Below are 26,038 nucleotides of genomic sequence, written 5' to 3' on the forward strand. Positions count from 1 at the left end.
GCGCCCCAGTTTCGTTAGTGTCGTCAGTGCCAATGCGTTTATCAATGGCGTAGAAGAAAGCAGGTATCCAGTCGTGACTGACATGCGTTCGAATGGGAGCGGGTTCAGCCTCGTCGACTCCGTCTATGAGCGCTTGCTCGCCGAGCGCATCATCTTCCTGGGGTCACAGGTCGACGACGACATCGCGAACAAGCTGTGCGCGCAGATCCTTCTGCTTTCGGCAGAGGATCCGACCAAGGACATCCACCTCTACATCAACTCCCCGGGCGGTTCGATCAGCGCCGGCATGGCCATCTACGACACGATGGTGCTGGCGCCGTGCGATGTCGCGACCTACGCCATGGGCATGGCGGCCTCGATGGGCGAGTTCCTGCTCGCCGCGGGCACCAAGGGCAAGCGGCACGCCCTGCCGCACGCCCGAGTCCTGATGCACCAGCCGCTCGGTGGCGTCACCGGTAGCGCCGCGGACATCGCGATCCAGGCCGAACAGTTCCACGTCATCAAGAAGGAAATGTTCCGCTTGAACGCGGAGTTCACCGGCAAGTCCGTCGAGCAGATCGAGGCCGACTCCGATCGTGACCGCTGGTTCACCGCGCAGGAAGCGCTCGAGTACGGCTTCGTCGATCACATCATCACCAGTGCCAACCTCAACGGTGCGGGCCCGACGGCAGGACTAGACAAATGACCGATCAGATCCATCCGTCATTGGACGCCCGCGTGCAGCCGCAGGCCCGCTACATCCTGCCGTCGTTCATCGAGCACTCGAGCTTCGGCGTCAAGGAATCCAACCCGTACAACAAGTTGTTCGAGGAACGCATCATCTTCCTCGGAGTGCAGGTGGACGACGCGTCGGCCAACGACATCATGGCCCAGCTGCTGGTGCTGGAGTCGCTGGACCCCGATCGCGACATCACCATGTACATCAACTCGCCCGGTGGCTCGTTCACCTCGCTGATGGCGATCTACGACACCATGCAGTACGTGCGCGCCGACATCCAGACGGTGTGCCTGGGGCAGGCTGCCTCGGCCGCCGCGGTGCTGCTGGCCGCGGGTACCCCGGGCAAGCGCCTGGCTCTGCCCAACGCCCGGGTGCTCATCCACCAGCCGTCGCTGGGCGGTGTGATCCAGGGTCAGTTCTCCGACCTGGAGATCCAGGCCGCCGAGATCGAGCGGATGCGCACCCTGATGGAGACCACCCTGGCCCGGCACACCGGCAAGGATCCCGAGCAGGTCCGCAAGGACACCGACCGGGACAAGATCCTCACCGCCGAGCAGGCCAAGGAATACGGGATCATCGACACCGTGCTGGAGTACCGCAAGCTGTCTGCCCAGGGCAGCTAGCTTCTCGCGGCAACTCCGATCCGATGACACACGCCCTGCCCGGTTTCCTCCGGTGCGGGGCGTGCGTCGTCACGGAGGAGGGTGGAAACCGGGCTGACCTGCGGTTGCATCGGCCCAGTGGCGGTGTCTGTACCCTCGACCACGGCGAATGCCACGCCGGGAGCGCATCGTTCGGCAATTCGCAGGCGCCCCGCAACGACACGCCAAGGTCACAGTCAGCGTGCCGCCGGGTGACGAGCCGTCAGGAGAGATATGTTCTCCTGCACACGAACAACAACACGAACAAATACCACCGGAGCGATTCGGCCTTATCGGTCGCACCGTGACGGAACGAACGGGTAGCGTCGGGTTTACGCCCGGAGTAACCCAGCAAGTGGCGTAACGACCGACTGCAAACAGGAAGTAGGACCCCCCCACATGGCGCGCATTGGAGACGGCGGTGACCTGCTGAAGTGCTCGTTCTGCGGCAAGAGTCAAAAGCAGGTCAAAAAGCTCATTGCCGGCCCGGGCGTGTACATCTGCGACGAGTGCATCGATCTGTGCAACGAGATCATCGAGGAGGAACTCGCCGACGCTGACGACGTCAAGCTCGACGAGTTGCCCAAACCCGCGGAGATCCGGGACTTCCTCGAGGGTTACGTCATCGGTCAGGACACCGCGAAACGGACGCTGGCGGTCGCGGTCTACAACCACTACAAGCGCATCCAGGCGGGGGAGAAGTCCCGCGATTCGCGCTCCGAGCCGGTCGAGCTGACCAAGTCCAACATCCTGATGCTGGGACCCACCGGCTGCGGTAAGACCTACCTGGCCCAGACCCTCGCCAAGATGCTGAACGTGCCGTTCGCCATCGCCGATGCCACCGCGCTGACCGAGGCCGGCTATGTGGGCGAGGATGTCGAGAACATTCTGCTCAAGCTGATTCAGGCCGCCGACTACGACGTCAAGCGTGCCGAGACCGGCATCATCTACATCGACGAGGTCGACAAGATCGCCCGCAAGAGCGAAAACCCGTCGATCACCCGCGACGTCTCCGGCGAGGGTGTGCAGCAGGCCCTGCTGAAGATCCTGGAGGGCACCCAGGCGTCGGTTCCGCCGCAGGGTGGCCGCAAGCATCCGCACCAGGAATTCATCCAGATCGACACCACCAACGTGCTGTTCATCGTGGCGGGCGCGTTCGCGGGCCTGGAGAAGATCGTCTCCGACCGGGTCGGCAAGCGCGGTCTGGGCTTCGGTGCCGAGGTGCGGTCCAAGGCCGAGATCGACACCCAGGACCACTTCGCCGAGGTGATGCCGGAGGACCTGATCAAGTTCGGTCTGATCCCGGAGTTCATCGGCCGTCTGCCGGTCGTGGCCTCGGTGACCAACCTGGACAAGGAATCCTTGGTCAAGATCCTCTCCGAGCCGAAGAACGCACTGGTCAAGCAGTACGTCCGGCTGTTCGAGATGGACGGCGTGGAGCTGGAGTTCACCGATGAGGCGCTGGAGGCGATCGCCGATCAGGCCATCCACCGTGGCACCGGTGCTCGCGGCCTGCGCGCCATCATGGAGGAAGTCCTGCTGCCGGTGATGTACGACATCCCCAGCCGCGACGACGTCGCCAAGGTTGTCGTCACCAAGGAGACCGTGCAGGACAACGTGCTGCCGACCATCGTGCCGCGCAAGCCCTCACGTTCGGAGCGGCGCGACAAGAGCGCATAGGTCGCTTCGCCGAAAATGCACTCAGGGCCGTGATCCCAGCCGGATCACGGCCCTGAGTGCATTTTCGTTTGGGGTGCGGGCAGAACGCGGTCCTAGAGCGGCGTCACCGAACGCAGCAGGCGCTGCGCGGACGCCAGGTCGTCACCGCTGTCGACGTAGAGCGCCAGCAGCAGGTGGCTCGCCGCTGCCACCGCGAATCCGTAGAGCGCGGGCAGTCGCGCATCGTCGTGGTCTTCGGCGAGCCGGTAGGAAAGGCACAATGCCGGCCCCGACTCCCACTCCGAATGGTTGTAGGCACGCGGGTTGATCTTGGACTTGAACTCGTCGCGCCGGATCGCGTCGGTTGCGTCCCTATCGTCGCCCCATGCAGACAACCAGGCAGTCAGGCCCGGCCGCCAGAACACCAGGCTCCCGTCCTCCATGCGCTGGTTCATCGGCTGCGGCAGGGTGAGCGCCCAATTGCGCGTGAGCTGTTGGTAGCCCGAGCGCGTCGGGAAATGCGGATTCAGATGCACCGGGGTGTCCGAATCAGGGTCAGCGGGCGCGCCCTCGGGATCCTCGACGAAGCCGGCCCCGTCCCGGATGAATGCGGCGCCTGGCGGCGCGTCGAGGTAATCGATGATGGCCCGGTCGTAGTTGGCCAGGACGTTCAGCGAGTACAGGCCCAGATTCGCGGGATCGTCGACGTAATCCTGGTTTTCGTCGCCCGCCATGAAGTTCCAGCCGTCGCCGTCGCGGTACATGTATCCCACCGGGGCGCCGTCGACCATGATGCGATCGGATGCGAAGCACGCATAGTCGGGTGCGAGACCGGCGACGACGCGGTCGGCGGGTAACCAGAATTTCTTCGCCGTCACTGCTGCACGCGGTCCGGACGCGTGTAGACGTTCATCGAATCGCCCCGCAGGAAGGCCACCAGGGTCAGGCCGGACTGGCCGGCCAGGTCGACCGCCAGCGAGGACGGCGCCGACACCGCGGCCAGGATCGGGATGCCTGCCATCACAGCCTTCTGGGTGAGCTCGAACGAGGCCCGCCCGCTGACCAAGAGCACTGTGGCGGTCGACGGAATCCGGTTGTTCTCCAAGGCCCAGCCGATCACCTTGTCCACAGCGTTGTGCCTGCCGATGTCCTCGCGGACGACGAGCATGGTGCCATCGACGGAGAACAACGCCGCGGCGTGCAGGCCACCTGTGCTCTTGAAGACCTTCTGCGCATCGCGCAGTTGCCCGGGCATCGCTGAGAGCACCGCGGCGGCGACCGTCGACGGGTCATCGCCGGGGCAGTGCTTGCTGCTCAACCGCACCGCCTCCAGCGAGGCCTTGCCGCACACCCCGCACGACGAGGTCGTGTAGAAGTTGCGGGTCACATCAACGTCGGGCTCGGGGACGCCAGGGGCCAAGGTCGCGTCGAGCACGTTGTAGGTGTTGATCCCGTCTTCCGGCGGGCTGGAGCGTAGCGACTCGGGGATCGGCACGGTGGCACCCCGGCAGTACCGGACCGACACCAGATCGTCCCGCTGCGCGATCAAACCCTCGGTCAGCAGAAACCCTTGGGCCAACTCGACATCGGCGCCGGGCGTGCGCATCGTGACCGTGATGGGTGTGCCGTCGACCCGGATCTCCAGCGGTTCCTCGACGACCAGGGTTTCCGGACGGGCCTCGGCCGTGGCGCCGGTGAGGTGGTGGGCGCGACGGCGGGCGGTGACCCGGCCCACTAGGCCCGCTCCAACCGGATGACGACGGCCTTCGACACCGGAGTGTTCGACTTCTTGGCGGTGTGGTCAAGCGGTACAAGCGGATTGGTCTCCGGGTAGTACGCGGCAGCATTGCCGGCCGGAGTGGAGTACGGCACGATCAGGAAATCCTTGGCGCGTCGCTCCTGCCCTTCGAACTCCGACACCAGGTCCACGCGTTCGTTGGGGCTGAATCCCAACCTTTCGATGTCGGCGGGGTTGACGAACACTACGCGGCGCCCGCCCTTGACCCCGCGGTAGCGGTCGTCCAGACCGTAGATGGTGGTGTTGTACTGGTCGTGGCTGCGCAGGGTCTGCAGCACGAGCCTGCCCTCGGGTACCGGTACCCACTGCAGGGGGTTCACCGCGAAGTTGGCTTTGCCGGTGGTGGTGGGGAATTCGCGGGAATCCCGCGGCGGGTGGGGGAGCTGGAACCCGTCGGGCTGACGCACCTTGGTGTTGTAGTCGGCGCAGCCGGGGACCACCGCGGCGATCGCGTCGCGCACGGTGTCGTAGTCGGCGGCAAAGGTCTCCCACGGCACCGGATGGTCCGGGCCCAGCAGGGTGCGGGCGAGCTCGCAGACGATGCCGACCTCGCTGCGCAACTGGTCGCTGGGCGGATGCAGGCTGCCTCGTGACAGGTGCACCATTGACATCGAATCCTCCACCGACACCTGCTGTTTGTGGCCGTTGACGATGTCACGGTCGGTGCGTCCCAGCGTGGGCAGGATCAGGGCGGTGCGGCCGTGCACCAGGTGACTGCGGTTGAGCTTCGTCGAAATCTGAACGGTCAGAGCGCAACTGCGCAGCGCGGCTTCGGTGACCTCGGTGTCGGGCGTGGCCGAGACGAAGTTGCCGCCCATCCCGATGAACACGCCGGCCCGGCCGTCACGCATGGCGCGGATGGCGTCGACCGTGTCGTAGCCGTGCTTGCGCGGACTGGCGATGCCGAATCGGTCGTCGAGCGCATCCAGGAACTTGTCGGGCATCTTCTCCCAGATCCCCATCGTCCGGTCGCCTTGGACGTTGGAGTGGCCGCGCACCGGACACACTCCGGCTCCGGGCTTGCCGATCATGCCGCGCAACAACAGCAGGTTGGTGGCCTCGCCGATCGTGGCCACCGCATGGTGGTGCTGGGTCAGGCCCATCGCCCAACACACCACGGTGCGTTGGGAGGACGCCAGTAGGTCCGCCACCCGCTGCAACTGCGCGCGGTCGACCCCGCTGGCCTCGGTGACCGTGTCGAGGTCCACGCCGCGGGTCTGAGCGGCGTACTCGTCGTATCCGGCACAGTGCGCGGCGACGAACTCGTGGTCGACGACGGTGCCGGGGGCACGTTCCTCGGCCTCCAGCAGCAGCCGGCCCAGGCCGGCGAACAGCGCCATGTCCCCGCCGATGCGGATCTGCACGAACTCGTCGGCGATCGGGACGCCTTGCCCGACGACACCGTGCACCTTCTGCGGATCCTTGAACCGGATCAACCCGGCCTCGGGAAGCGGGTTGATCGCAACGATCTTGGCGCCGTTGGCTTTTGCCTTCTCCAGCACCGAGAGCATGCGCGGGTGGTTGGTGCCCGGATTCTGCCCGGCGATCAGGATCAGGTCGGCTTCGGTGACGTCCTCGACGGTGACGGAACCCTTGCCGATGCCGATCGACTCGGTCAGCGCGGTGCCCGAGGATTCGTGGCACATGTTCGAGCAGTCGGGCAGGTTGTTGGTGCCGAAGCTGCGGACCATCAGCTGATAGAGGAACGCGGCCTCGTTGCTGGTGCGCCCTGAGGTGTAGAACAACGCCTCGTCAGGGGAGGCCAGCGCATTGAGGTGCTCGGCGATGAGGCGGTAGGCGTCATCCCATTCGATCGGCCGGTAGTGCTCGTCGCCGGGGGCGAGGACCATCGGCCGGCTCAGCCGGCCCTGCTGGGAAAGCCAGTACTCGGGTTTGGCCTCAAGCTCGGCGATGCTGTGCCGGGCGAAGAACTCCGGTGTCACCACCCGCTTGGTGGCCTCCTCGGCGACCGCCTTGGCGCCGTTCTCGCAGAACTCTGCCAGCTTGCGGCCGCCGTGCTCCTCGGGCCACGCGCAGCCCGGGCAGTCGAATCCGTGTCTCTGGTTGAGCCTGGTCAGCGCGGCGGCGGTGCGTAGCGGACCCATCTGCTCGAAGCCCCGCCGCATGCTGACGAGGACGGCCTCGACCCCGGCCGCTTCGTGCTTGGCGCCGGTGCTGATGACGTCGTGCTCGTCGTAATCGGCATCGATGTCCTTGGCACTGGTCATGAACCCAATCTAGTCCTCGAAAACAGCGGTCTGCGCCGGTTGGCGGGCGTCGACATTCGATATTTCACATGCAGTGATAGATGATTTCTATCGAACCGCGATCAATGCGAGGTGCCATGGCGAGTGACGTGCTGCTGCAACAGCTCGACTACCTGCTGGCGCTTGCGACCGAGCGTCACTTCGGCCGGGCGGCTGCGCGGTGCCATGTGAGTCAACCGACGCTGTCGGTGGCGATCCGCCGGTTGGAGCGCGAGTTGGGCATCGTCATCGTGCAGCGGGGGCACCGCTTCGAAGGATTCACCGAAGAGGGGCAGCGGGTGGTGTCGTGGGCCCAGCGGATCGTCGCGGAACGCGACGACATGCTCGCCGACATCGACCGCATGCGCGGACGGTTGACCGTCACAGCCCGGATCGGTGCGATACCGACGGCGGTGCCCACAGGCCCGTTCATCACCACCGAGTTTCTGCGCCGCAACCCGGCGGCGTCGGTGCGTTTCGAGGCCTTGTCATCACGCGAGATCGCCCGTCGGTTGGCCGATTTCGAGATCGACGCCGGGTTGACCTACCTCGATGACGAAGCCCCGCCCGGAACCAGGTCGGTGGAGATGTACCGGGAGCGCTATGTCCTGGTGGCGCCGGCTGATCATCCACTGATGGGTCAACCGGAGATCGCATGGTCGGATGCGGCCGGACTGGACCTCTGTGTGCTGACCACCACCATGCGCAACCGGCGCATCCTCGACGCCAACATGGCCGCCGAAGGCGTGCGCTACCGCCCTGTGGTGGAGGCGGATTCGGTGGACGCGCTGTATGCGCACCTGACGAACTCGCCGCGGGCGACCATTGCCTCCACCGCTTGGCTGCCGCAGCTCGGGGTGCCGCCGGGCTTTGCCGCGCGGGCGATGGTGCAGCACGGTCCGCGCCCGGCGATCGGGCTGGTGGTGCTCGACCGTGCGCCCGCGTCGATCGTGGCGGCCGCGCTCGTCGAAGTGGCCGCCGATCTCGACCTCGGCAGTCGCATCGACGGCTGGTGGGACGCGGCGGGGCAGGCAGGTACTGGGCCGGCGTGAACCTTCCGGATCAGCCGGGCTCGGCGGTCGGGGCGGGTTGAGCCTTGACCGGAGGTGTGGCGGCCGGTGTGTCGGGCGCTGATGGTGGCACGGATTGGGTCACTGTCTCGCCGAACTGCATGGTGGATTCGGCTGCGGGCACGGCTATTTCGGGTGTGCTCTGGATATGGGCTGTTTGGAGTCCCAGTACCGCCATCACGGCGGCGGCTGCCAGGCCGGCGGTACAGAGGAGGAGTTTCAGTCTGGAATCCATGCGCATTTCGCAATACCCTTCGTCACAACATTGGTTATCTATGTGATTTGAAGGCGAAACCGGCGAGCGGCATTCCATCTGACATCAGATGTGATGTGGATCACATTTCGATGTCGGGTCGGGGAATCCAACGGGGTCGGGGCGCGCGGGGGCCACACCGGCCGGGAGACTTCACCCATGCCACGAGAGCTAGTTCCCGGGGTCACCGTGCTCGGCAACCTCGCGATCGACATCATCAACGGGGCGCCACCCAGTCCGGGTGGATGCGCGTCATTCGCCGGGGTGGCGCTGCGGGCGGCCGGCGGACCCGGCCGGATCGTGGCTATGGGCGCCGAACGTGACCACGCCCTGTTCGACGGGCTGCGCGCGCGGTTCGGGTCGCTGGTGCAGATCCTGCCCTCGGACGTGACGAGTTCGTTCAGCCTCGATTACGACGACACCGATCACCGGCACATGGGCGTACAGGCGATCGGCCCGGTGTGGACAGCGGCCGATATCGACATCGCCGATCCGGCGACGACATGGGTGCACCTGGCCCCGTTGTTGCGCACCGATTTCCCGGCCGGGACCGTGGCCGCTCTGGCGGCACGCGGCCACCGGGTCGCCTATGACGGGCAGGGGCTGGTGCGGGCCGACCGTCTGGGGCCGCTGGTCGAGGACCGCCACTTTCCCGCGGATCTGCTGACCGGTGTCGACATCCTCAAGCTTGCCGAGGATGAGGCGGTGATCGTCGCCGACGGCGCGTTCGACGCGTCCGCCGCAGAGCGTCTCGGTGTCGCGGAGATCCTGGTGACCTACGGCTCCGAGGGCTGCGACATCTATATAGACGGCGCGGTGGAGCGCGTGCCGGCCGCCTGGCGGGTGCTGGATGTCCAGACCACCGGGGCGGGGGACATGTTCACGGCTTGTTATGTCGCGCACCGCGCGGCGGGCCATGATCCACGTCGCGCTGCGGAATCGGCCAGCGAACTGGTGGCCGGTGAATTGGACCAGCGCCTCCACGCCGGAACACCCGACCTGGCGTAGCTGCAGGTGGGGGTCTAAACTCGACACGTGTCAAGTTTGTGCTTGCCGGTGCTAGCGGGCAGCTACCGGCCAGTAGCTTTTTCCTTAGAGAATGACATTCTCCTAAAAGTGACGAAAACCACAGTTCTGTCTCAAATGGGCCTTCTTCACGCCTACGAACAGCACCTTCGTCGCGAACCTGCCCGCGTGTCGAGGGGCTGCGGGGTGAAGCGCAGCCTAAGAGCAGTGCAATAATCGGTACTGGTAGTGACATCAAAATTCGGTGGACGTTTTGATCCGGCGGCGCGTCACGTGACAGCGGCCCGGAAAGACGTGGTCAATGAACGTGTGAAAGGCGGTAGCCGTGGGTGAGAACGGCAACGGCAATGGTGCCGCGCCGCGGCAGAAGCTGGAGAAGGTCGTCATCCGCTTCGCCGGTGACTCCGGCGACGGTATGCAGCTGACCGGTGACCGCTTCACTTCCGAAGCGGCGCTGTTCGGCAACGACCTCGCGACCCAGCCCAACTACCCGGCTGAGATCCGTGCACCACAGGGCACCCTGCCCGGTGTGTCGTCGTTCCAGATCCAGATCGCCGACTACGACATCCTCACCGCCGGTGACCGTCCCGACGTTCTCGTGGCGATGAACCCGGCCGCGCTGAAGGCCAACGTGTCGGATCTGCCCCGTGGCGGCCTGATCATCGCCAACTCCGATGAGTTCACCAAGCGCAACCTCGCCAAGGTCGGATACGACAACAATCCGCTAGAGGATGACACGTTGTCGGACTACGTGGTGACCTCCGTCGCGATGACGACCCTGACCCTGGGCGCTGTCGAGGCGATCGGCGCCACCAAGAAGGACGGCCAGCGCGCCAAGAACATGTTCGCCCTCGGCCTGCTGTCGTGGATGTACGGCCGCGAGCTCGAGCACAGTGAGGCCTTCATCCGGGAGAAGTTCGCCCGCAAGCCCGACGTGGCCGAGGCCAACGTCCTGGCCCTGAAGGCAGGCTGGAACTACGGCGAGACCACCGAGGCCTTCGCCACGACCTACGAGGTGTCGCCCGCCAAGCTGAAGTCCGGTGAATACCGGCAGATCTCGGGCAACACCGCACTGGCCTACGGCATCGTGGCCGCCGGACACCTGGCCCAGATCCAGGTGGTGCTGGGCACCTACCCGATCACCCCGGCCTCGGACATCCTCCACGAGCTGTCCAAGCACAAGAACTTCAACGTCCTGACCTTCCAGGCCGAGGACGAGATCGCCGGTATCGGCGCGGCCATCGGCGCCTCCTACGGTGGCGCGCTCGGCGTGACCAGCACCTCGGGTCCCGGTGTCTCGCTCAAGTCCGAGGCGATCGGCCTGGCGGTGATGACCGAGTTGCCGCTGATCATCATCGACGTGCAGCGTGGTGGCCCGTCCACGGGTCTGCCGACCAAGACCGAGCAGGCCGACCTGTTGCAGGCGCTGTTCGGCCGCAACGGTGAGTCGCCGGTCGCGGTCCTGGCCCCGAAGTCGCCGTCGGATTGCTTCGACATCGCGGTGGAGGCCTCGCGCATCGCGGTCGATTACCACACCCCGGTCATCATCCTGTCCGACGGCGCGGTCGCCAACGGCTCTGAGCCCTGGCAGATCCCGGACATCAGCACTTACCCGCCTATCGAGCACAAGTTCGCCAAGTCGGGCGAGCCGTTCGCTCCCTACGCGCGTGATCCCGAGACCCTGGCCCGCCAGTTCGCGGTGCCCGGCACCCCGGGTCTGGAGCACCGGATCGGCGGCCTCGAAGCCGCCAACGGTTCGGGCAACATCTCCTACGAGCCCAAGAACCACGACCTCATGGTGCGGCTGCGCCAGGAGAAGATCGGCGGCATCACGGTGCCGGACCTGGAAGTCGACGACCCCACCGGCGATGCCGAACTGCTCATGCTCGGATGGGGCAGCAGCTACGGGCCGATCGGCGAGGCGTGCCGGCGGGCCCGCCGCAAGGGCATCAAGGTGGCCCAGGCACATCTGCGTCACCTCAATCCCTTCCCGGCCAACCTCGGGGAGGTGCTCCGCCGCTACCCGAACGTCGTGGTGCCGGAGATGAACCTGGGCCAGCTCGCGCTGCTGCTGCGCGGCAAGTACCTGGTCGACATCCAGTCGGTGACCAAGGTGGAGGGCATGGCCTTCCTCGCCGACGAGGTCGAGGGCATCATCGATGCGGCGCTGGATGGCACGCTGGGTGAGAAGGAAAACGACAAGGCCAAGTTCGCCCGGTTGGCGGCGGCCACCATTGAGGTTGAGGCGAGCGGTGTGGGAGCGAGCGCATGACTGACTTGATCGGAACGGATCTGGGCTTGACCGAAGGGGCGCTCAGCAAGAACGCTCTGGTGCCCACCACCGACCAGCCGCAGAAGGGCAAGGACTTCACCAGTGACCAGGAGGTCCGCTGGTGCCCGGGTTGCGGTGACTACGTCATCCTCAACACCATCCGCAACTTCCTGCCGGAGTTGGGCCTCAAGCGCGAGAACATCGCGTTCATCAGCGGCATCGGCTGCTCCAGCCGGTTCCCGTACTACCTGGAGACCTACGGGTTCCACTCGATCCACGGTCGCGCCCCGACCATCGCCACCGGCCTGGCGCTGGCCCGCCCGGACCTGTCGGTGTGGGTCGTCACCGGTGACGGCGACTCGCTCTCGATCGGTGGTAACCACCTGATCCACGCGCTGCGCCGCAACATCAACATCACGATCCTGCTGTTCAACAACCGGATCTACGGCCTGACCAAGGGTCAGTACTCGCCCACCTCCGAGGTCGGCAAGGTCACCAAGTCGACCCCGATGGGGTCGCTGGACTACCCGTTCAACCCGGTGTCACTGGCGCTGGGCGCCGAGGCCACCTTCGTGGGCCGCGCCCTGGACTCCGACCGCAAGGGTCTGTCCGAGGTGCTGCGCGGGGCGGCCGAGCACCGCGGTGCCGCGCTGGTGGAGATCATGCAGGACTGCCCGATCTTCAACGACGGATCGTTCGACGCGCTCCGCAAGGAAGGCGCCGAGGAGCGGCTGATCAACGTCAGCCATGGTGAGCCGATCAAGTTCGGCACCGACGGTGAGTACTGCGTGGTCAAGTCCGGGTACGGCCTGGAGGTCGCCAAGACCGCCGACGTCGCGGCCGAGGACATCGTGGTGCACAACGCCGAGATCGATGATCCTGCCTACGCATTCGCCCTGTCGCGGTTGAGCGAGCAGAACCTCGATCACATGGTGATGGGTATCTTCCGCAAGGTCAGCAGGCCCACCTACGATGACGCCGCGCGCCAGCAGGTCAACACGGCCATCGAATCCAAGCCCCACGACACCGCGGCTCTGCAATCCTTGCTGCGTGGCAAGGACACCTGGACCGTCGACTGAACAGGTCGATCGAAACGAATTGAGCACAGCCCCGCTCGCCGCGGTAGTTCTGGCGGGCGGGGCTTCGCGCCGTATGGGGCGCGACAAGGCGACGCTGCCGTTCGGCGGCTCGACGATGGTCGAGCATGTGGTCGCCGCGGTGAGTGCATGTTGTTCACCGGTATTCGTCATCGCCGCACCGGGGCAGCCGCTACCCGCGCTGAGCGCCGAGGTGCTGCGTGACGAGGTGAGGGGAGTGGGGCCGTTGGTGGCGACGGGCCGCGGACTCCGTGCGGTCGCGGAGGCGGGCCTGGACCGCGCCTTCGTCTGTGCGGTGGACATGCCGTATCTGTCATCAGAGCTGATCGAGACCCTGGCGGCCTCGGCGGAGCGGTTACCTGCCGATATCGTGCTACCGTGGGACGGCAGGGACCACTACCTGGCGGGGATCTACCGCAGCGCGCTCACCGGGCAGATCGCTGATCTCGTGCGCGCCGGCCGGCGCAGCATGCGGGCGCTGGCCGAGGCCGTCGACACGCAGCGGATCGTGATGCCGCCGCAACGCGCGCTGACCAACGTCAACACCGCTGCTGATCTGCCTTGAGCGCCGACCTATTCGTTGGACGATGCACAGCAAATTGCGAATTAGTGCTCAAACCGAGCCCAATTTATCGTTTCGAAATAATTGCACGCGGAAACCGGGCTATTCACGGCCCGGTAAGGATGCCGAATTCGTGCAACGTCGTCGGCGCCGGAACTCGGACGGCCGGCGAAATCCGTTGGTATCTCTGGTCGTTCGGCCAGAAGCTGGACTGCCTCGATGGGAGTCAATATTCGCTGGCGCAGGTGCTGAGCGTGTCTAAGTAGACCGAAAACAGCTCTGACCGCCAGCTTTGTCACATTCGGTGGATTCGGCGCCCGTCCGGCGAGTTGGCTGGTCGGGTATGCGCTTCGGCGTCACGTGGTGAAATAGCCTGTGGCAGTGTGAATTTGATCTACGCGATGCGCTTGATCCTGCTGTCCGCGAAGTCGGGATCCGCGCTGGCTGCACCCGCTGTTATGGTCGAGAGTCCTTGCTTGCCAACGTGTTTGGATATCACGCCGGTCTTCGCCGTCGACGGGCCGGTAGCGAACGCATCGGGGCTGCCGGAAGCGCATGTGACACTCGCCGATGGCATCTACCTGCACTTTCCGGCGTTTACGGCGTACGTCGGGTGTTTCTCGACAATCGAATCAAGTGGGCCAGCTCACAAAAATGCGGTGATCTGCCTCACGTTTTGTTTAGGCCTATCACGAAACGATAACGGTGCCGGTCCCGCCGTTGACCTGCGCAAACGTTTCGTTCGCCGGGCCGTGATCTAAACGTTATCTGTCTGACACTGCCTCTAGATCGAGATGACTTCTCTCCGAGACCTTTGTACGGTCCAAAGCGTCTCCACAGGGAGCAAATAATTTCAACACCAAGAACCTGCGTGTGAGTGGGGCCGCGGTGGCGATTACGCCCGACGCGGGGGCCTGGGTCTGATTCCCGGGCCGGGCACTGTGGCCCTCCCTTTCGTGCCTGACCGAGACGGCGCGAACCAACCCCTCCGGCCTGGCTTCAGGCTTCCGCACCCGCCTGGCGGGTGCTGTTTGGCGCGCGCTTGGCGAGAGGAACGAAGTGAAGAACATCCGCAAGACGTTTGGGCTGGGCATCATCGCCGGAGCGCTCGCTGTGGCTCCCGTGGCACTGGGTGCCGGTACCGCCAATGCGGACAGCGTCAACTGGGACGCCGTCGCTGCCTGTGAGTCGGGTGGCAACTGGGCGATCAACACCGGTAACGGGTACTACGGTGGCCTGCAGTTCAACATGGGCACCTGGCGCGCCAACGGTGGCTCGGGTTCGCCCCACCAGGCATCGCGTGCGGAGCAGATCCGGGTCGCTGAGAACGTGCTGCGCTCCCAGGGCATCGGCGCCTGGCCGGTGTGCGGCAAGCGCGGCTAGTACAGGGCCACTCACAAGTGAGTCACTGACAACTTGATACGAAGCGGTGCCGGGCCCCTGCCCGGCACCGCTTCTGTTTCATCAGAATGCCCTCCGGTTACTTGAGTCCCGGCAACCTCCAGAAAAACTTCAGCCTCCCCTGTAACGGGTGACGTTGGTCACACGAACCCATTAGTGACCGCACAGTTGCAAGAACGTGATCGGCATCTGCAGCGGTCCTGGTGTCAAAGGTCGGGGAAGGGCCGTGAGATGACCATACGAAGGGCGTTTACCAGGGGTTTCTGGATCACCGCAGCGTCGGCAGGCCTCATGCTGAACCCACTGTTCGCAGCCACGTCAACCGCCGGTGGGGACACTGTGAACTGGGATGCGATCGCCGACTGCGAGTCGGGCGGCAACTGGTCCATCGATACCGGCAACGGTCATTACGGCGGTCTGCAGTTCAAACCGACCACCTGGGCCTCGCACGGCGGCGTCGGATCGCCGGCCTCTGCCTCCCGCGAGGAGCAGATCCGGGTGGCCGAGAACGTACTGGCCACCCAGGGCATCGGGGCCTGGCCCAAGTGCGGTACCCGAGGCGGGATGCCGACCAGCTGGGCAGCGGCTCCCACCGCACCGAGTGGCTGCCAGGCGGTACGTTCCGGCGCGGTGCTGGGCATCTTCGACCTACGACGGATCTGCACGACCTTCCTGGACCCGCTGGGGGCCCTCGGCGTGCCGCACTGAGGTCAGCGCACCGGCGTGAACGCCGCGCGCCCGGCGATCGAGGCCAGGTGCCGGGTCAGCACGAACTCGGGCACCAGCACGGAGGCCCGGGTGGCCGCGGCGCTGAGTCCCGGTGGGCGCAGGTTCACGAGGCGGCCGATCAGCTCGGCCTCCCGCACGATGGTCATGACCCGCCTGCGCCGCATCGCCGCGAAGCGGGAGAACGCGCTGCCCAGGTCGGGTCCGCCGGCCGCGAGGGCGGCCAGCGTGGCGGCGTCCTCCAGCCCCTGGCAGCCGCCCTGGCCCAGATGCGGGCGCATCGGATGGGCCGCGTCCCCGGCGATCACCACTGGACCGCGGGCCCAGACGCGGGCGGGGGCACGGTCGTAGAGGTCGTTCCGGAGCACCTCATTCGGATCGGTCGCGGCCAGCAGAGTCGGGATCGGTTCCGCCCACTCCGCGAAGAGCCGGTTCAAGTGAGCCAGCTCGCCATCGGGTGTGGTCTGGCCGCGCGGCGCGCGCTGGGTGGCGAACCAATATGTGTGCTCGTCGCCGAGCGGCACGTGCCCGACCTGTGAGCCGGCCCCCAGCGTCTCGCCCGACAGATCGGGGTCCAGTGGGCAGGCGGCCACGGCGCGCCACGCGGTGTAGCCGGTGTAGCGGCGGGCCAGCGGCCCATTGAGGTGTCGGGCCACCACCGAGTCGACACCGTCGGCGCCGACCAGGCCGGCCGCCTCGCGGACCGTGCCGTCGGTGAAGGTGACCCGCACGTCCGCGGCGCCGATCTCGATCTTGTCGACGGTGAGCTCGTACTGGACCGTGCCCGGCGCGAGTGCACCCGCCAAGATTTCGGTCAGGGTGGCGCGCCTGATCACCACCAGCGGTTCGCCCAGCGCCCGGGTGAACCGTTGGGCCGCCGGCCGACGCAACCAGGCGCCGCCGGCCCGGCGCAGCGCTCCCGTGGTCACCCGCCCGCCCGCACCGCGCACCTGATCGCCGAGACCTATCTCATCGAGTGCGGCCAGCGCGTTGGGCCACAGGCTGATCCCCGCGCCGGGGGAGACATCCCGGCGGGCCTCTGCCACGGATACGTCGAAACCGCGCTGCTGCATCGCGACTGCGGTGGCCAGGCCGGTGATACCCGCACCGACCACCAGAACGGACTGCGCCATCGGTCGAATCTAACGGGCGGGGTGAGGTGACTCACCATGGCCAGAGTTGGGATCGGTAGCCTTCCAGCGTTCGCACAGTCTTTACGCAGGTTCCCGTGCCGAACGCGCCGGGACAGAACAACTGAGAGGACCCGATGAAACTCACCCGCTTCGGTATCGCGCTTGGCGCCACACTGATCGCCGCCTCGGCGCTGAGCGGTTGCTCGAAGGTGACCGAGATCCGGGACGCGGCCGCAGGCGCGGCCGAGAAGGTCGTCTCCTCGGGTACCGAGAAGATCACCGAAGCGGTCTCGGGCAACCTGTTCACCGCCGAGGGCATCGACAACGCGTATGCGGCGATCGCCGAGAAGGTCGGCGCCAACGCGATGCAGGTGGTCGACGTCGTCATCACGCCGGGCCTGCTCAAGGTCGAGGCGGTCGACCCGAACGCGCCGACCGAACTCAACGAATGGAGCTACACGTCCGGGGCGGTCGGACCGTCGCGTCCCATCGACTACGACGACGACACCGAGGCCCTTCAGCAGAATCTGTTCTCGACGGCCGACGTGCCCACCAGTGCGATCGTCGCGGCGATCGACGGTGCAGTCGCGGCCAGCGAGATCCCCGACGGCAAGGTCCAGACGGTGAGCATCAAGCGCAACATCCCGTTCGACGCGAACGTGATCATTTTCATCAACGTCCAGGGCGAGCGCAGCAGCAAGCAGGTTCGCGCTGATGTGACCGGGCAGGTCACCGACGTCGCCTGATCCCGCCAGGCGCAGGTGTTGCACGCGGCCCGTACCGGACTTCGGTGCGGGCCGCGCCATTACGGTGGGGAACCATGACGGTGTTTGACGATCTCGACGACTACCTTGCGTTTCCCCGAGTGTCCGGTCTGGCAGTGTCTCCTGACGGCTCGCGCCTGGTCACGACGGTCAGCACCCTCAACGAGAAGAAGACCGAATTCCTCAGCGCCATTTGGGAATTGGATCCAACCGCAGTCAAGCCTGCGCGCCGGTTGACCCGTGGGGTCAAAGGCGAGTCCGCTCCGGTTCTCACCGCCGAGGGTGACGTGCTGTTCCTCGCGGCGCGCCCCGGCGACGGTGAGGACAAACCGCCTGCTGCCCTGTGGCGGCTGCCCGCGGCCGGCGGTGAGGCATACGAGGTACTGACGATGCCCGGGGGTGTCGCGGGTGTGGCAAGTGCCCGGGCGGCCGACGCCACGGTGGTGACCGCGTCCTTGCTGGCGTCGTCAGCCGGAGTCGACGACGACAAAGCCCGCCGCGACGCACGCAAGGACAACAACGTCTCGGCGATCCTGCACACCGGCTATCCGGTCCGGCATTGGGATCACGACCTCGGCCCTGACCAGCCGCACCTCTTCGATGCCGAAGGACCGAGGGATCTGACCGGCAATCCGGGCGCGGCGTTGCGCGAGACCTCGTTCGACCTCAGCGCCGACGGCGACTTCGTGGTGACGTCCTGGCGGGTCGCCGGCCCGGGCGCGGGCGTCCGGTTGGTCCTGGTGCGCGTCGACCGGGTGACCGGGGAGCGCACCACGATCGCCGAGGAACCCGGTGCCGACCTGGAACGCCCCGCGATCGCGCCGAATGGCAGCGCGGTGGCCTTCACCAGGGAAACCCATTCCACTCCCACCGTGCCACCACGGATCACGTTGTGCTGCATGCGATTCGGTCAAAATTCGGTGGAGTTGACCGCCGACTGGGACCGCTGGCCGTCCTCGGTGGCCTGGACACCGGACTCCTCGTCGCTCATCGTGACGGCCGACGACGGCGGCCGTGGCCCGATCTTCTCCGTCGACCCTGTATCGGGTGCGGTCACCCGGTTGACCCACGACGATTTCACCTACTCCGATGTGCGTCCCGCACCCGGCGGCGTGATCTATGCGTTGCGCAGCTCCTATGCCGTGCCGGCGCATCCGGTCCGCATCGATCCGGATGGCACCGTCACCGAGATCCCGTGCCTCGACGCACCCGAACTGCCCGGCACATTGACCGAGGTAACCGCGACCGCCGCCGACGGCACCCCGATCAGGTCCTGGCTGACCCTGCCCGAAGGTGACGAGCCGGCCCCGCTGGTGCTGTGGATCCACGGCGGCCCGCTGGGCAGCTGGAACAGCTGGCACTGGCGGTGGAACCCATGGCTGCTCACCGCCCAGGGCTACGCCGTGCTGATGCCCGATCCGGGATTGTCCACCGGCTATGGACAGGACTTCATCGCTCGCGGCTGGGGCGCCTGGGGTGCCGACCCGTACACAGACCTGATGGCGGCGACCGATGCCGCGTGCGCACACCCGCGCGTCGACGCCACGCGCACGGCGGCGATGGGGGGATCGTTCGGCGGCTACATGGCCAACTGGATCGCCGGCCACACCGACCGGTTCGACGCCGTCGTCACGCACGCCAGCCTGTGGGCGCTGGACCAGTTCGGACCCACCACCGACGGCGCCTACTGGTGGGCCCGGGAGATGACACCCGAGATGGCCCAACGCAATTCACCGCACCGGTTCGTCGGCGACATCACCACGCCGATGTTGGTCATCCACGGCGACAAGGACTATCGCGTACCGATCGGCGAGGCGCTGCGGCTGTGGTACGAGCTGCTCACCGATTCGGGGTTACCCGCCGACGAGAACGGCGAAAGCCCGCACCGGTTCCTGTATTACCCGACCGAGAACCACTGGGTGCTGTCGCCGCAGCACGCCAAGATCTGGTACCAGGTGGTGACGGCCTTCCTGGACGAGCACCTGCGCGGCGAACCCGTGCAGTTGCCCGAACTGCTCGGGTAGCGTCGAGATCGTGACGCAGCGTGAGTTTGACCTGGTGCTGTACGGCGCCACGGGATTCGCCGGAAAACTGACCGCCGAGTACCTGGCCAGGGCCGGGGGATCGGCCCGGATCGCCCTGGCCGGCCGTTCCGAGGAGCGCTTGCGCGCGGTCCGCGACGGTCTGGGCCCCGGCGCGCAGTCGTGGCCGCTGGTGACCGCCGACGCCACCTCCCAGGCCTCCCTCGATGCGATGGCTGCGCGCACCCAGGTGGTGGTGACCACGGTGGGGCCCTACGCCCGATACGGCATGCCGTTGGTCGCCGCGTGCGCCGCGGCCGGGACCGATTACGCCGATCTCACCGGTGAGACGACTTTCATCCGTGACAGCATCGACCTGCACCACAAGCAGGCGGTCGACACCGGTGCGCGGATTGTGCACTCGTGCGGATTCGATTCGGTGCCATCCGATCTCACCGTGTACGCGCTGTATCAGCGGGCGCTCGCAGACGGAGCCGGGGAGCTCGGGGACACCAACCTGGTGGTGCGCAGCTTCGCGGGCGGCGTGTCGGGCGGAACCGTGGCCTCCATGCTGGAACTGCTCGACACACTGTCGTCGGACCCGGAGGCCCGGGCGCTGATGAACGATCCCTACACGCTGAGCCCCGACCGCGGGGCCGAGCCCGAACTCGGTGCTCAGCCCGACGTCCGGTGGCGCCGCGGCGGTGAGATCGCTCCCGAACTGGCTGGGTACTGGACCGGCGCATTTGCCATGGCTGCGCCCAACACTCGAATCGTGCGGCGCAGCAACGCATTACTGAACTATGCCTACGGACGCCGTTTCGAGTACGCCGAGCAGATGAGCCTGGGCCGCTCGATTGCGGCGCCCCTGGCGTCGGCGGCGGTGACCGGAGCCAACGCCTTCACCCTCGGTGTGGGCGGCCGCTACTTCAACCGGCTGCCCGGCGGCCTGGTCGCGAAGTTGGTGCCCAAGCCGGGAACCGGGCCCAGCGAGCGGGCCCGCGAGCGGGGCCACTACCGCGTCGAGACCTACACCACGACGACAACAGGCGCACGGTACGTGACAAGCATGGCCCAGCAAGGCGATCCCGGATACAAGTCGACCGCGGTGCTGCTCGGCGAATGCGGGCTCGCGCTGGCAACCGACCGTGACGCGCTGTCGGAACGGCGCGGCGTGCTGACACCGGTCGCCGCGATGGGGGATGTCCTGCTCACCCGGCTACCGGCCGCCGGAGTGGCCTTGGATACCACCAAGCTGGGCTGAGTCTTCGCGACATGAATGGATCGGCCTGCGTCGAACACCTGTGGGACAAGATCAGATTCGACTAGTGTCGATGGCGAGGACTTCCAGTACGCCAGCAACGAAGGTGGGATAGAAAAATGGCCGGTCTCGACGATCTCTTCGCGCAGATCCCCGTGGCGGATATCGCCAGCAAGCTCGGCGCAGATGAAGGCGAGGTGAACGCCGCGATCAAGACCCTGGTTCCGGCCCTGGTCGGCGGGGTCGCAGAGAACGTACAAGCAGACAACATCGATTCGAGCGACCTCGAGTCCGCGGTCTCCGCGCAGGGCGCAAGCGGCCTGCTCGACGGTGGCGTGAGCGTCGATCAGGTCGACGCCAACGAGGGCAACCAGATCGTCTCGAAGATCTTCGGCGGCAACGACAGCAACCAGGTCGCGTCGGCGTTGGCGGGCACGGGTGCCGGCGGTGGTGATCTGATCAAGAAACTGCTGCCGATCCTGGCGCCCATCGTGCTGGCCTACATCGGCAAGCAGTTCGCCCAGAAGAACGCCGCACCCGCGGGCGAGGCGCAGGCGCAGGCTTCCGGCGGCGGCGGGCTCGGGGACATCCTCGGCAGCATCCTTGGCGGCGCGACCGGTGGCGGTGCTGCCGCCAACAACCCGCTGGGCAGCATCCTCGGCAGCGTGCTCGGTGGCGGCGGCGGCCAGGGCAATGCCATCGGTGAGATCCTCGGCGGTCTGCTGGGCGGCAAGAAGTAGCCCCAACCCAGCTCGACAGCCCCCGACGCCCGGCGAACGCACCGGGTATCGGGGGCTTTCGCGTATTCGGGGACGTCCTTCTTAGAATGGCTCGGTGACCCCCACCCCTGACAATCGCGCCGATGCCCTCCCCAAATCCTGGGATCCGGGTGCGGTAGAAGCCGACCTGTACCAGGGCTGGGTGGATGCCGGATATTTCACCGCCGATCCGGCCAGCGAGAAACCGCCGTACTCGATCGTGCTGCCGCCGCCCAATGTGACCGGCAGCCTCCACATGGGCCACGCGCTCGACCACACCCTGATGGACGCCCTCACTCGCCGCAAGCGCATGCAGGGTTACGAGGTGCTGTGGCTGCCCGGCATGGACCACGCCGGCATCGCCACCCAGACCGTGGTGGAGAAGCAGCTCGCCGTCGACGGTAAGACCAAGGAAGACTTCGGCCGCGAGCTGTTCGTCGAGAAGGTGTGGGACTGGAAGCGTGAATCCGGCGGCACCATCGGCGGGCAGATGCGCCGCCTCGGTGACGGCGTGGACTGGAGCCGCGACCGCTTCACCATGGACGAGGGCCTGTCGCGCGCGGTGCGCACCATCTTCAAGCGCCTCTTCGATGCCGGCCTGATCTATCAGGCCGAGCGGTTGGTCAACTGGTCACCGGTGCTGGAGACCGCGATCAGCGACCTCGAGGTCAAGTACGAGGACGTCGAGGGCGAGCTGGTCTCGTTCCGCTACGGCTCGATGAACGACGACGAGCCCCACATCATCGTGGCCACCACCCGCGTGGAGACCATGCTCGGTGACACCGCGATCGCGGTGCACCCCGACGATGAGCGTTACCGCCACCTGGTCGGCAAAACCCTGCCGCACCCGTTTTTGGATGATCGCCTCATCATCGTCGCCGACACCCACGTCGACCCCGAATTCGGCACCGGCGCAGTCAAAGTCACCCCCGCGCACGATCCGAACGACTTCGAGATCGGGCTGCGCCATCAGCTGCCGATGCCGACCATCATGGACGCCAAGGGCCGGATCGCCGACACCGGAACGCAATTCGACGGTATGGACCGGTTCGAGGCCCGGGTCAAGGTCCGCGAGGCGCTGGCCGAGCAGGGCCGGATCGTCGCCGAGAAGCGGCCGTACCTGCACAGCGTCGGGCACTCCGAGCGCAGCGGCGAGCCCATCGAGCCCCGGCTGTCCCTGCAGTGGTGGGTCAAGGTGGAGGGTCTGGCCAAGGCGGCCGGCGATGCGGTGCGCAACGGCGACACCGTGATTCACCCGCCGAGCCTGGAGCCGCGGTGGTTCGCCTGGGTGGACAACATGCACGACTGGTGCATCTCCCGGCAGCTGTGGTGGGGCCACCGGATCCCGATCTGGCACGGACCCAACGGCGAGACGGTGTGCGTCGGCCCCGACGAGACCCCGCCGGAGGGCTGGGAGCAGGACCGCGACGTGCTCGACACGTGGTTCTCCTCGGCGCTGTGGCCGTTCTCCACGATGGGCTGGCCCGAGCACACCCCGGATCTGGCCAAGTTCTATCCGACCTCGGTGCTGGTCACCGGTTACGACATCCTGTTCTTCTGGGTGGCGCGGATGATGATGTTCGGCACGTTCGTCGGCGACGATCCGGCGATCACGTTCGATGGCGCCCGCGGTCCGCAGGTGCCGTTCGAAAACGTCTTCCTGCACGGCCTGATCCGCGACGAGTTCGGCCGCAAGATGAGCAAGTCGCGCGGCAACGGCATCGACCCGCTGGACTGGGTGGAGAAGTTCGGCGCCGATGCGCTGCGGTTCACCCTGGCCCGCGGCGCCAGCCCCGGCGGTGACCTGTCGATCGGTGAGGACCACGCCAGGGCCTCCCGTAACTTCGCCACCAAGCTGTTCAACGCGACCCGCTTCGCCTTGATGAACGGGGCCGCTCCCGCGGAATTGCGCGCGGTCGCCGACCTGACCGACGCCGACCGCTGGATCCTCGGGCGCCTCGAAGAGGTTCGCGCCGAGGTGGATGCGGCCCTCGACAGCTACGAGTTCAGCCGGGCCTGCGAATCGCTGTACCACTTCGCCTGGGACGAGTTCTGCGACTGGTATGTGGAATTGGCCAAGGTGCAGCTGGGTGAGGGTGTCACCCACACGACGGCGGTTCTGGCCGCCGTGCTGGACGCACTGCTCAAGCTGCTGCACCCGGTGATGCCGTTCGTGACCGAGACGTTGTGGAAGACGCTCACCGACGGCGAGTCGATCGTCATCGCGCAGTGGCCGCAGGCCTCCGGTATCGCGTTGGATCCGGTTGCGGCACAACACATCGATGACATGCAGAAGCTGATCACCGAGGTGCGCCGCTTCCGCAGTGACCAGGGCCTGGCCGACCGGCAGCGGGTTCCGGCCCGGTTGTCGGCGATCGCCGAGGCCGGTCTGACCGAGCAGCTGCCTGCGGTCACCGCGCTGGCGTGGCTGACCGATGCCGGTGACGGCTTCACCTCGTCGGCCTCGGTCGAGGTGCGCCTGACGCAGGCCACGGTCCTCGTCGAGGTGGACACCTCGGGCACCGTCGATGTGGCCGCTGAGCGGCGCCGGCTGGAGAAGGACCTGGCCGCGGCGCAGAAGGAACTGGCCACCACCACTGCCAAGCTCGGCAACGAGGCCTTCCTGGCCAAGGCGCCCGAGAACGTCGTCGACAAGATCCGCGGCCGTCAGCAGTTGGCAGGCGAAGAGGTCGAGCGCATCACCGCACGCCTGGGCGGGCTGGCCGGATGAGGATGCGGTGACCGACCCCATTCCTTCCCCGGACGAGATCGCCGCACTGCTGCAGGTCGAGCATCTGCTCGATCAGCGGTGGCCCGAGACCAAGCTGGACCCCAGCACGGCGCGGATCTCGGCCCTGCTGGAGCTGCTGGGTTCGCCGCAGCGGGCCTACCCGTCCATCCACGTCGCCGGGACCAACGGCAAGACGTCAGTGGCGCGCATCGTCGACGCGTTGCTGGTCGCCCTGCACCGGCGCACGGGGCGCACCACCAGTCCGCATCTGCAGTCCGCGGTGGAACGCATCTCGATCGACGGAATGCCCATCACGCCGGCGCAATACGTGAATGTCTACACGGAGATCGAACCGTTCGTGGAGCTGGTGGACCGGCAGTCCGAGGCGGCCGGTGGCCCGAAGATGAGCAAGTTCGAGGTCCTCACCGCGATGGCCTTCGCAGCCTTCGCCGACGTGCCCATCGACGTCGCGGTCATCGAGGTCGGCATGGGTGGCGGCTGGGACGCCACCAACGTCGTCAATGCCCCGGTCGCGGTGATCACCCCGATCGGCATCGACCACACCGACTATCTCGGTGACACGATCGCCGAGATCGCGGGGGAGAAGGCGGGCATCATCACCCGGCAGCCGGAGGACCTGGTGCAGACCGACACCGTCGCGGTGATCGGGAAGCAGGTCCCCGAGGCCATGGAGGTGCTGCTGGCCGAGGCGGTGCGCGCCGACGCGGCGGTGGCCCGCGAGGACTCCGAGTTCGCGGTACTGAGCAGGCAGGTGGCCATCGGCGGGCAGGTGCTCGAGCTGCAGGGCCTGAGCGGGGTGTACTCCGACATCTTCCTGCCGTTGCACGGTGAGCATCAGGCCCACAACGCCGTTCTGGCATTGGCCGCGGTCGAGGCGTTCTTCGGCGCGGGCGCGGACCGCCAGCTCGATGTCGACGCGATCCGGGCCGGCTTCGCGGCCGTACACAGCCCCGGTCGGATGGAGCGCATGCGAAGTGCGCCAACGGTTTTCATCGACGCGGCGCACAATCCCGCCGGCGCGGCGGCGCTGGCCCAGACGCTGCAGCAGGAGTTCGACTTCCGCTACCTGGTCGGGGTGGTGTCGGTGATGGGGGACAAGGACGTCGGTGGCATCCTGACCGCGCTGGAGCCCGTCTTCGACCAGATCGTGGTCACCCACAACGGTTCGCCGCGGGCGATGGATGTGGAGTCGCTGGCGTTGCTTGCCGAAGAGCGTTTCGGTCAGGACCGGGTGATCACCGCGACGACCCTGCCGGACGCCATCGAGACGGCCACCGGGCTGGTCGAGGAGGCCGGTGCAGACGAAGGCCTGTCCGGGGCCGGCATGGTGATCACCGGCTCGGTGGTGACCGCCGGAGCAGCCCGGACCCTGTTCGGACGGGACCCGCAATGAGCGATCAGACCTCTGGTGACCAGACACCCAGTGACAAGCCGGCACCGCCGGACCCGTGGAAGAGCTTCCGCGGGGTGATGGCGGGGACGCTGATCCTCGAAGCGATTGTCGTGTTGCTTGCGCTGCCGGTCGTGGGTGTCAGCGGCGCAGGATTGACGTGGGCATCGGGCGGATTCGTGGTCGGGCTGGCCATCGTCTTGATCCTGATGTCGGGGATCCAGGGCCGGCCCTGGGCCATCTGGGCGAACCTGGGCATCCAGGTGGTGGTGATCGCCGGTGCGCTCATCCACGGGGCGATCGGCTTCATCGGCGTGATCTTCGCCGTGGTCTGGCTGCTGATCGTGTACCTGCGGAGCGAGGTCAAACGCAGGCAGGATCGCGGCCTGCTGCCGGGGCAGCAACCGCCCAGCGAATAGGCCTGCGGTAGCTGGGCGGCGGCACACACGCAGCTCGGACACTGTGGGGGGCCCGCCATCGCGCAGTGCTG

Annotated in this window: 22 protein-coding genes and 1 pseudogene; 18 read left to right on the plus strand and 5 right to left on the minus strand. The window is 66.7% G+C overall.

Annotated features, from left to right (window positions below):
• Nucleotides 1–82 precede the first annotated feature (82 nt).
• The 3 genes from ACNQR1_RS14660 (at nt 83) to clpX (ending at nt 3,039) form a co-directional block, all read left to right on the plus strand.
• The gene (locus ACNQR1_RS14660; protein ID WP_036448992.1) at nt 83–685 is read left to right on the plus strand and encodes an ATP-dependent Clp protease proteolytic subunit; all 603 of its coding nucleotides are present in this window, start codon (nt 83–85) and stop codon (nt 683–685) included.
• Nucleotides 682–1,341, plus strand: a complete 660-nt coding sequence (locus tag ACNQR1_RS14665; protein ID WP_418046944.1) for an ATP-dependent Clp protease proteolytic subunit — start codon at nt 682–684, stop codon at nt 1,339–1,341. The genes ACNQR1_RS14660 and ACNQR1_RS14665 overlap by 4 nt, the downstream gene beginning before the upstream one ends.
• Before the next feature lie 417 nt (nt 1,342–1,758).
• Nucleotides 1,759–3,039 carry an ATP-dependent Clp protease ATP-binding subunit ClpX gene (gene clpX, locus ACNQR1_RS14670; protein WP_036393515.1) on the plus strand — a complete coding sequence of 427 codons (1,281 nt, stop codon included), beginning with the start codon at nt 1,759–1,761 and terminating at the stop codon, nt 3,037–3,039.
• Between the two features lie 92 nt (nt 3,040–3,131).
• Here clpX and ACNQR1_RS14675 read toward each other — a convergent pair whose 3' ends face one another.
• Genes ACNQR1_RS14675 through ACNQR1_RS14685 form a run of 3 tightly spaced genes read right to left on the minus strand, consistent with a single transcriptional unit; the run spans nt 3,132 to nt 7,044 of the window.
• A complete protein-coding gene (locus ACNQR1_RS14675; RefSeq protein WP_418046945.1) occupies nt 3,132–3,896 on the minus strand; it encodes a DUF2185 domain-containing protein in 765 nt (254 codons plus the stop codon).
• Nucleotides 3,893–4,753, minus strand: a complete 861-nt coding sequence (fdhD, locus tag ACNQR1_RS14680) for a formate dehydrogenase accessory sulfurtransferase FdhD (protein WP_418046946.1) — start codon at nt 4,751–4,753, stop codon at nt 3,893–3,895. Before fdhD ends, ACNQR1_RS14675 begins: the two co-directional genes overlap by 4 nt.
• Nucleotides 4,753–7,044: an FdhF/YdeP family oxidoreductase gene (locus ACNQR1_RS14685; protein ID WP_418046947.1), complete on the minus strand. Its 2,292-nt coding sequence runs from the start codon at nt 7,042–7,044 to the stop codon at nt 4,753–4,755. The genes fdhD and ACNQR1_RS14685 overlap by 1 nt, the downstream gene beginning before the upstream one ends.
• 116 nt (nt 7,045–7,160) lie before the next feature.
• Here ACNQR1_RS14685 and ACNQR1_RS14690 point away from each other — a divergent pair, with 116 nt between their 5' ends.
• Nucleotides 7,161–8,114, plus strand: a complete 954-nt coding sequence (locus ACNQR1_RS14690; RefSeq protein WP_418046948.1) for a LysR family transcriptional regulator — start codon at nt 7,161–7,163, stop codon at nt 8,112–8,114.
• Nucleotides 8,115–8,124: 10 nt separating this feature from the next.
• Here ACNQR1_RS14690 and ACNQR1_RS14695 read toward each other — a convergent pair whose 3' ends face one another.
• A complete protein-coding gene (locus ACNQR1_RS14695; protein ID WP_418046949.1) occupies nt 8,125–8,367 on the minus strand; it encodes a hypothetical protein in 243 nt (80 codons plus the stop codon).
• Between the two features lie 177 nt (nt 8,368–8,544).
• On the opposite strand from ACNQR1_RS14695, the gene ACNQR1_RS14700 reads away from it, so the two are divergent.
• The 7 genes and pseudogenes from ACNQR1_RS14700 (at nt 8,545) to ACNQR1_RS14730 (ending at nt 15,451) form a co-directional block, all read left to right on the plus strand.
• A complete protein-coding gene (locus ACNQR1_RS14700) occupies nt 8,545–9,393 on the plus strand; it encodes a PfkB family carbohydrate kinase (RefSeq protein ID WP_418046950.1) in 849 nt (282 codons plus the stop codon).
• Nucleotides 9,394–9,736: 343 nt separating this feature from the next.
• The gene (locus ACNQR1_RS14705) at nt 9,737–11,683 is read left to right on the plus strand and encodes a 2-oxoacid:acceptor oxidoreductase subunit alpha (RefSeq protein ID WP_418046951.1); all 1,947 of its coding nucleotides are present in this window, start codon (nt 9,737–9,739) and stop codon (nt 11,681–11,683) included.
• On the plus strand, nt 11,680–12,762 hold the full coding sequence (locus ACNQR1_RS14710; RefSeq protein ID WP_418046952.1) for a 2-oxoacid:ferredoxin oxidoreductase subunit beta: 1,083 nt from the start codon (nt 11,680–11,682) through the stop codon (nt 12,760–12,762). Before ACNQR1_RS14705 ends, ACNQR1_RS14710 begins: the two co-directional genes overlap by 4 nt.
• Before the next feature lie 19 nt (nt 12,763–12,781).
• The gene (mobA, locus tag ACNQR1_RS14715; RefSeq protein WP_418046953.1) at nt 12,782–13,345 is read left to right on the plus strand and encodes a molybdenum cofactor guanylyltransferase; all 564 of its coding nucleotides are present in this window, start codon (nt 12,782–12,784) and stop codon (nt 13,343–13,345) included.
• A 380-nt stretch (nt 13,346–13,725) separates the two neighbouring features.
• A complete protein-coding gene (locus tag ACNQR1_RS14720; RefSeq protein WP_418046954.1) occupies nt 13,726–14,103 on the plus strand; it encodes a hypothetical protein in 378 nt (125 codons plus the stop codon).
• Between the two features lie 388 nt (nt 14,104–14,491).
• Nucleotides 14,492–14,725, plus strand: a pseudogene (locus ACNQR1_RS14725) (transglycosylase family protein); the annotation flags it as partial.
• A 249-nt stretch (nt 14,726–14,974) separates the two neighbouring features.
• A complete protein-coding gene (locus ACNQR1_RS14730) occupies nt 14,975–15,451 on the plus strand; it encodes a transglycosylase family protein (RefSeq protein ID WP_418046955.1) in 477 nt (158 codons plus the stop codon).
• A 2-nt stretch (nt 15,452–15,453) separates the two neighbouring features.
• Here ACNQR1_RS14730 and ACNQR1_RS14735 read toward each other — a convergent pair whose 3' ends face one another.
• Nucleotides 15,454–16,602 (minus strand): FAD-dependent oxidoreductase, encoded by a 1,149-nt coding sequence (locus ACNQR1_RS14735; protein WP_418046956.1) that lies wholly within the window; start codon nt 16,600–16,602, stop codon nt 15,454–15,456.
• Nucleotides 16,603–16,736: 134 nt separating this feature from the next.
• On the opposite strand from ACNQR1_RS14735, the gene ACNQR1_RS14740 reads away from it, so the two are divergent.
• From ACNQR1_RS14740 to ACNQR1_RS14770, 7 genes are all read left to right on the plus strand, one after another.
• Nucleotides 16,737–17,348, plus strand: a complete 612-nt coding sequence (locus tag ACNQR1_RS14740) for a hypothetical protein (RefSeq protein WP_418046957.1) — start codon at nt 16,737–16,739, stop codon at nt 17,346–17,348.
• 74 nt (nt 17,349–17,422) lie between these two features.
• On the plus strand, nt 17,423–19,390 hold the full coding sequence (locus tag ACNQR1_RS14745) for an alpha/beta fold hydrolase (RefSeq protein ID WP_418046958.1): 1,968 nt from the start codon (nt 17,423–17,425) through the stop codon (nt 19,388–19,390).
• A gap of 10 nt (nt 19,391–19,400) precedes the next feature.
• A complete protein-coding gene (locus ACNQR1_RS14750; protein ID WP_418046959.1) occupies nt 19,401–20,651 on the plus strand; it encodes a saccharopine dehydrogenase family protein in 1,251 nt (416 codons plus the stop codon).
• Nucleotides 20,652–20,767: 116 nt separating this feature from the next.
• Nucleotides 20,768–21,388 carry a DUF937 domain-containing protein gene (locus ACNQR1_RS14755; protein ID WP_418046960.1) on the plus strand — a complete coding sequence of 207 codons (621 nt, stop codon included), beginning with the start codon at nt 20,768–20,770 and terminating at the stop codon, nt 21,386–21,388.
• Nucleotides 21,389–21,482: 94 nt separating this feature from the next.
• Nucleotides 21,483–24,137 (plus strand): valine--tRNA ligase, encoded by a 2,655-nt coding sequence (locus ACNQR1_RS14760; RefSeq protein WP_418046961.1) that lies wholly within the window; start codon nt 21,483–21,485, stop codon nt 24,135–24,137.
• A 7-nt stretch (nt 24,138–24,144) separates the two neighbouring features.
• Nucleotides 24,145–25,551, plus strand: coding sequence for a bifunctional tetrahydrofolate synthase/dihydrofolate synthase (gene folC, locus ACNQR1_RS14765; protein WP_418046962.1), 1,407 nt, complete (start codon nt 24,145–24,147; stop codon nt 25,549–25,551).
• Nucleotides 25,548–25,967, plus strand: coding sequence for a DUF4233 domain-containing protein (locus ACNQR1_RS14770; protein WP_418046963.1), 420 nt, complete (start codon nt 25,548–25,550; stop codon nt 25,965–25,967). The genes folC and ACNQR1_RS14770 overlap by 4 nt, the downstream gene beginning before the upstream one ends.
• The last annotated feature ends 71 nt before the right edge of the window (nt 25,968–26,038 follow it).

Origin of the sequence: Mycobacterium sp. 48b (assembly GCF_048282725.1) — a bacterium.
Lineage (GTDB): Bacteria > Actinomycetota > Actinomycetes > Mycobacteriales > Mycobacteriaceae > Mycobacterium.

What these genes read in the sequence shown, in the direction of transcription:
- ACNQR1_RS14700 (WP_418046950.1), top strand. Translation starts at nt 8,545, where the DNA reads ATGCCACGAGAGCTAGTTCCCGGGGTCACCGTGCTCGGCAACCTCGCG.
- ACNQR1_RS14745 (WP_418046958.1), top strand. Translation starts at nt 17,423, where the DNA reads ATGACGGTGTTTGACGATCTCGACGACTACCTTGCGTTTCCCCGAGTG.
- ACNQR1_RS14730 (WP_418046955.1), top strand. Translation starts at nt 14,975, where the DNA reads ATGACCATACGAAGGGCGTTTACCAGGGGTTTCTGGATCACCGCAGCG.
- ACNQR1_RS14735 (WP_418046956.1), bottom strand. Translation starts at nt 16,602, where the DNA reads ATGGCGCAGTCCGTTCTGGTGGTCGGTGCGGGTATCACCGGCCTGGCC.
- ACNQR1_RS14710 (WP_418046952.1), top strand. Translation starts at nt 11,680, where the DNA reads ATGACTGACTTGATCGGAACGGATCTGGGCTTGACCGAAGGGGCGCTC.
- clpX (WP_036393515.1), top strand. Translation starts at nt 1,759, where the DNA reads ATGGCGCGCATTGGAGACGGCGGTGACCTGCTGAAGTGCTCGTTCTGC.
- ACNQR1_RS14695 (WP_418046949.1), bottom strand. Translation starts at nt 8,367, where the DNA reads ATGGATTCCAGACTGAAACTCCTCCTCTGTACCGCCGGCCTGGCAGCC.
- ACNQR1_RS14665 (WP_418046944.1), top strand. Translation starts at nt 682, where the DNA reads ATGACCGATCAGATCCATCCGTCATTGGACGCCCGCGTGCAGCCGCAG.
- ACNQR1_RS14770 (WP_418046963.1), top strand. Translation starts at nt 25,548, where the DNA reads ATGAGCGATCAGACCTCTGGTGACCAGACACCCAGTGACAAGCCGGCA.
- ACNQR1_RS14660 (WP_036448992.1), top strand. Translation starts at nt 83, where the DNA reads ATGCGTTCGAATGGGAGCGGGTTCAGCCTCGTCGACTCCGTCTATGAG.
- ACNQR1_RS14685 (WP_418046947.1), bottom strand. Translation starts at nt 7,044, where the DNA reads ATGACCAGTGCCAAGGACATCGATGCCGATTACGACGAGCACGACGTC.
- ACNQR1_RS14690 (WP_418046948.1), top strand. Translation starts at nt 7,161, where the DNA reads ATGGCGAGTGACGTGCTGCTGCAACAGCTCGACTACCTGCTGGCGCTT.
- ACNQR1_RS14740 (WP_418046957.1), top strand. Translation starts at nt 16,737, where the DNA reads ATGAAACTCACCCGCTTCGGTATCGCGCTTGGCGCCACACTGATCGCC.
- ACNQR1_RS14755 (WP_418046960.1), top strand. Translation starts at nt 20,768, where the DNA reads ATGGCCGGTCTCGACGATCTCTTCGCGCAGATCCCCGTGGCGGATATC.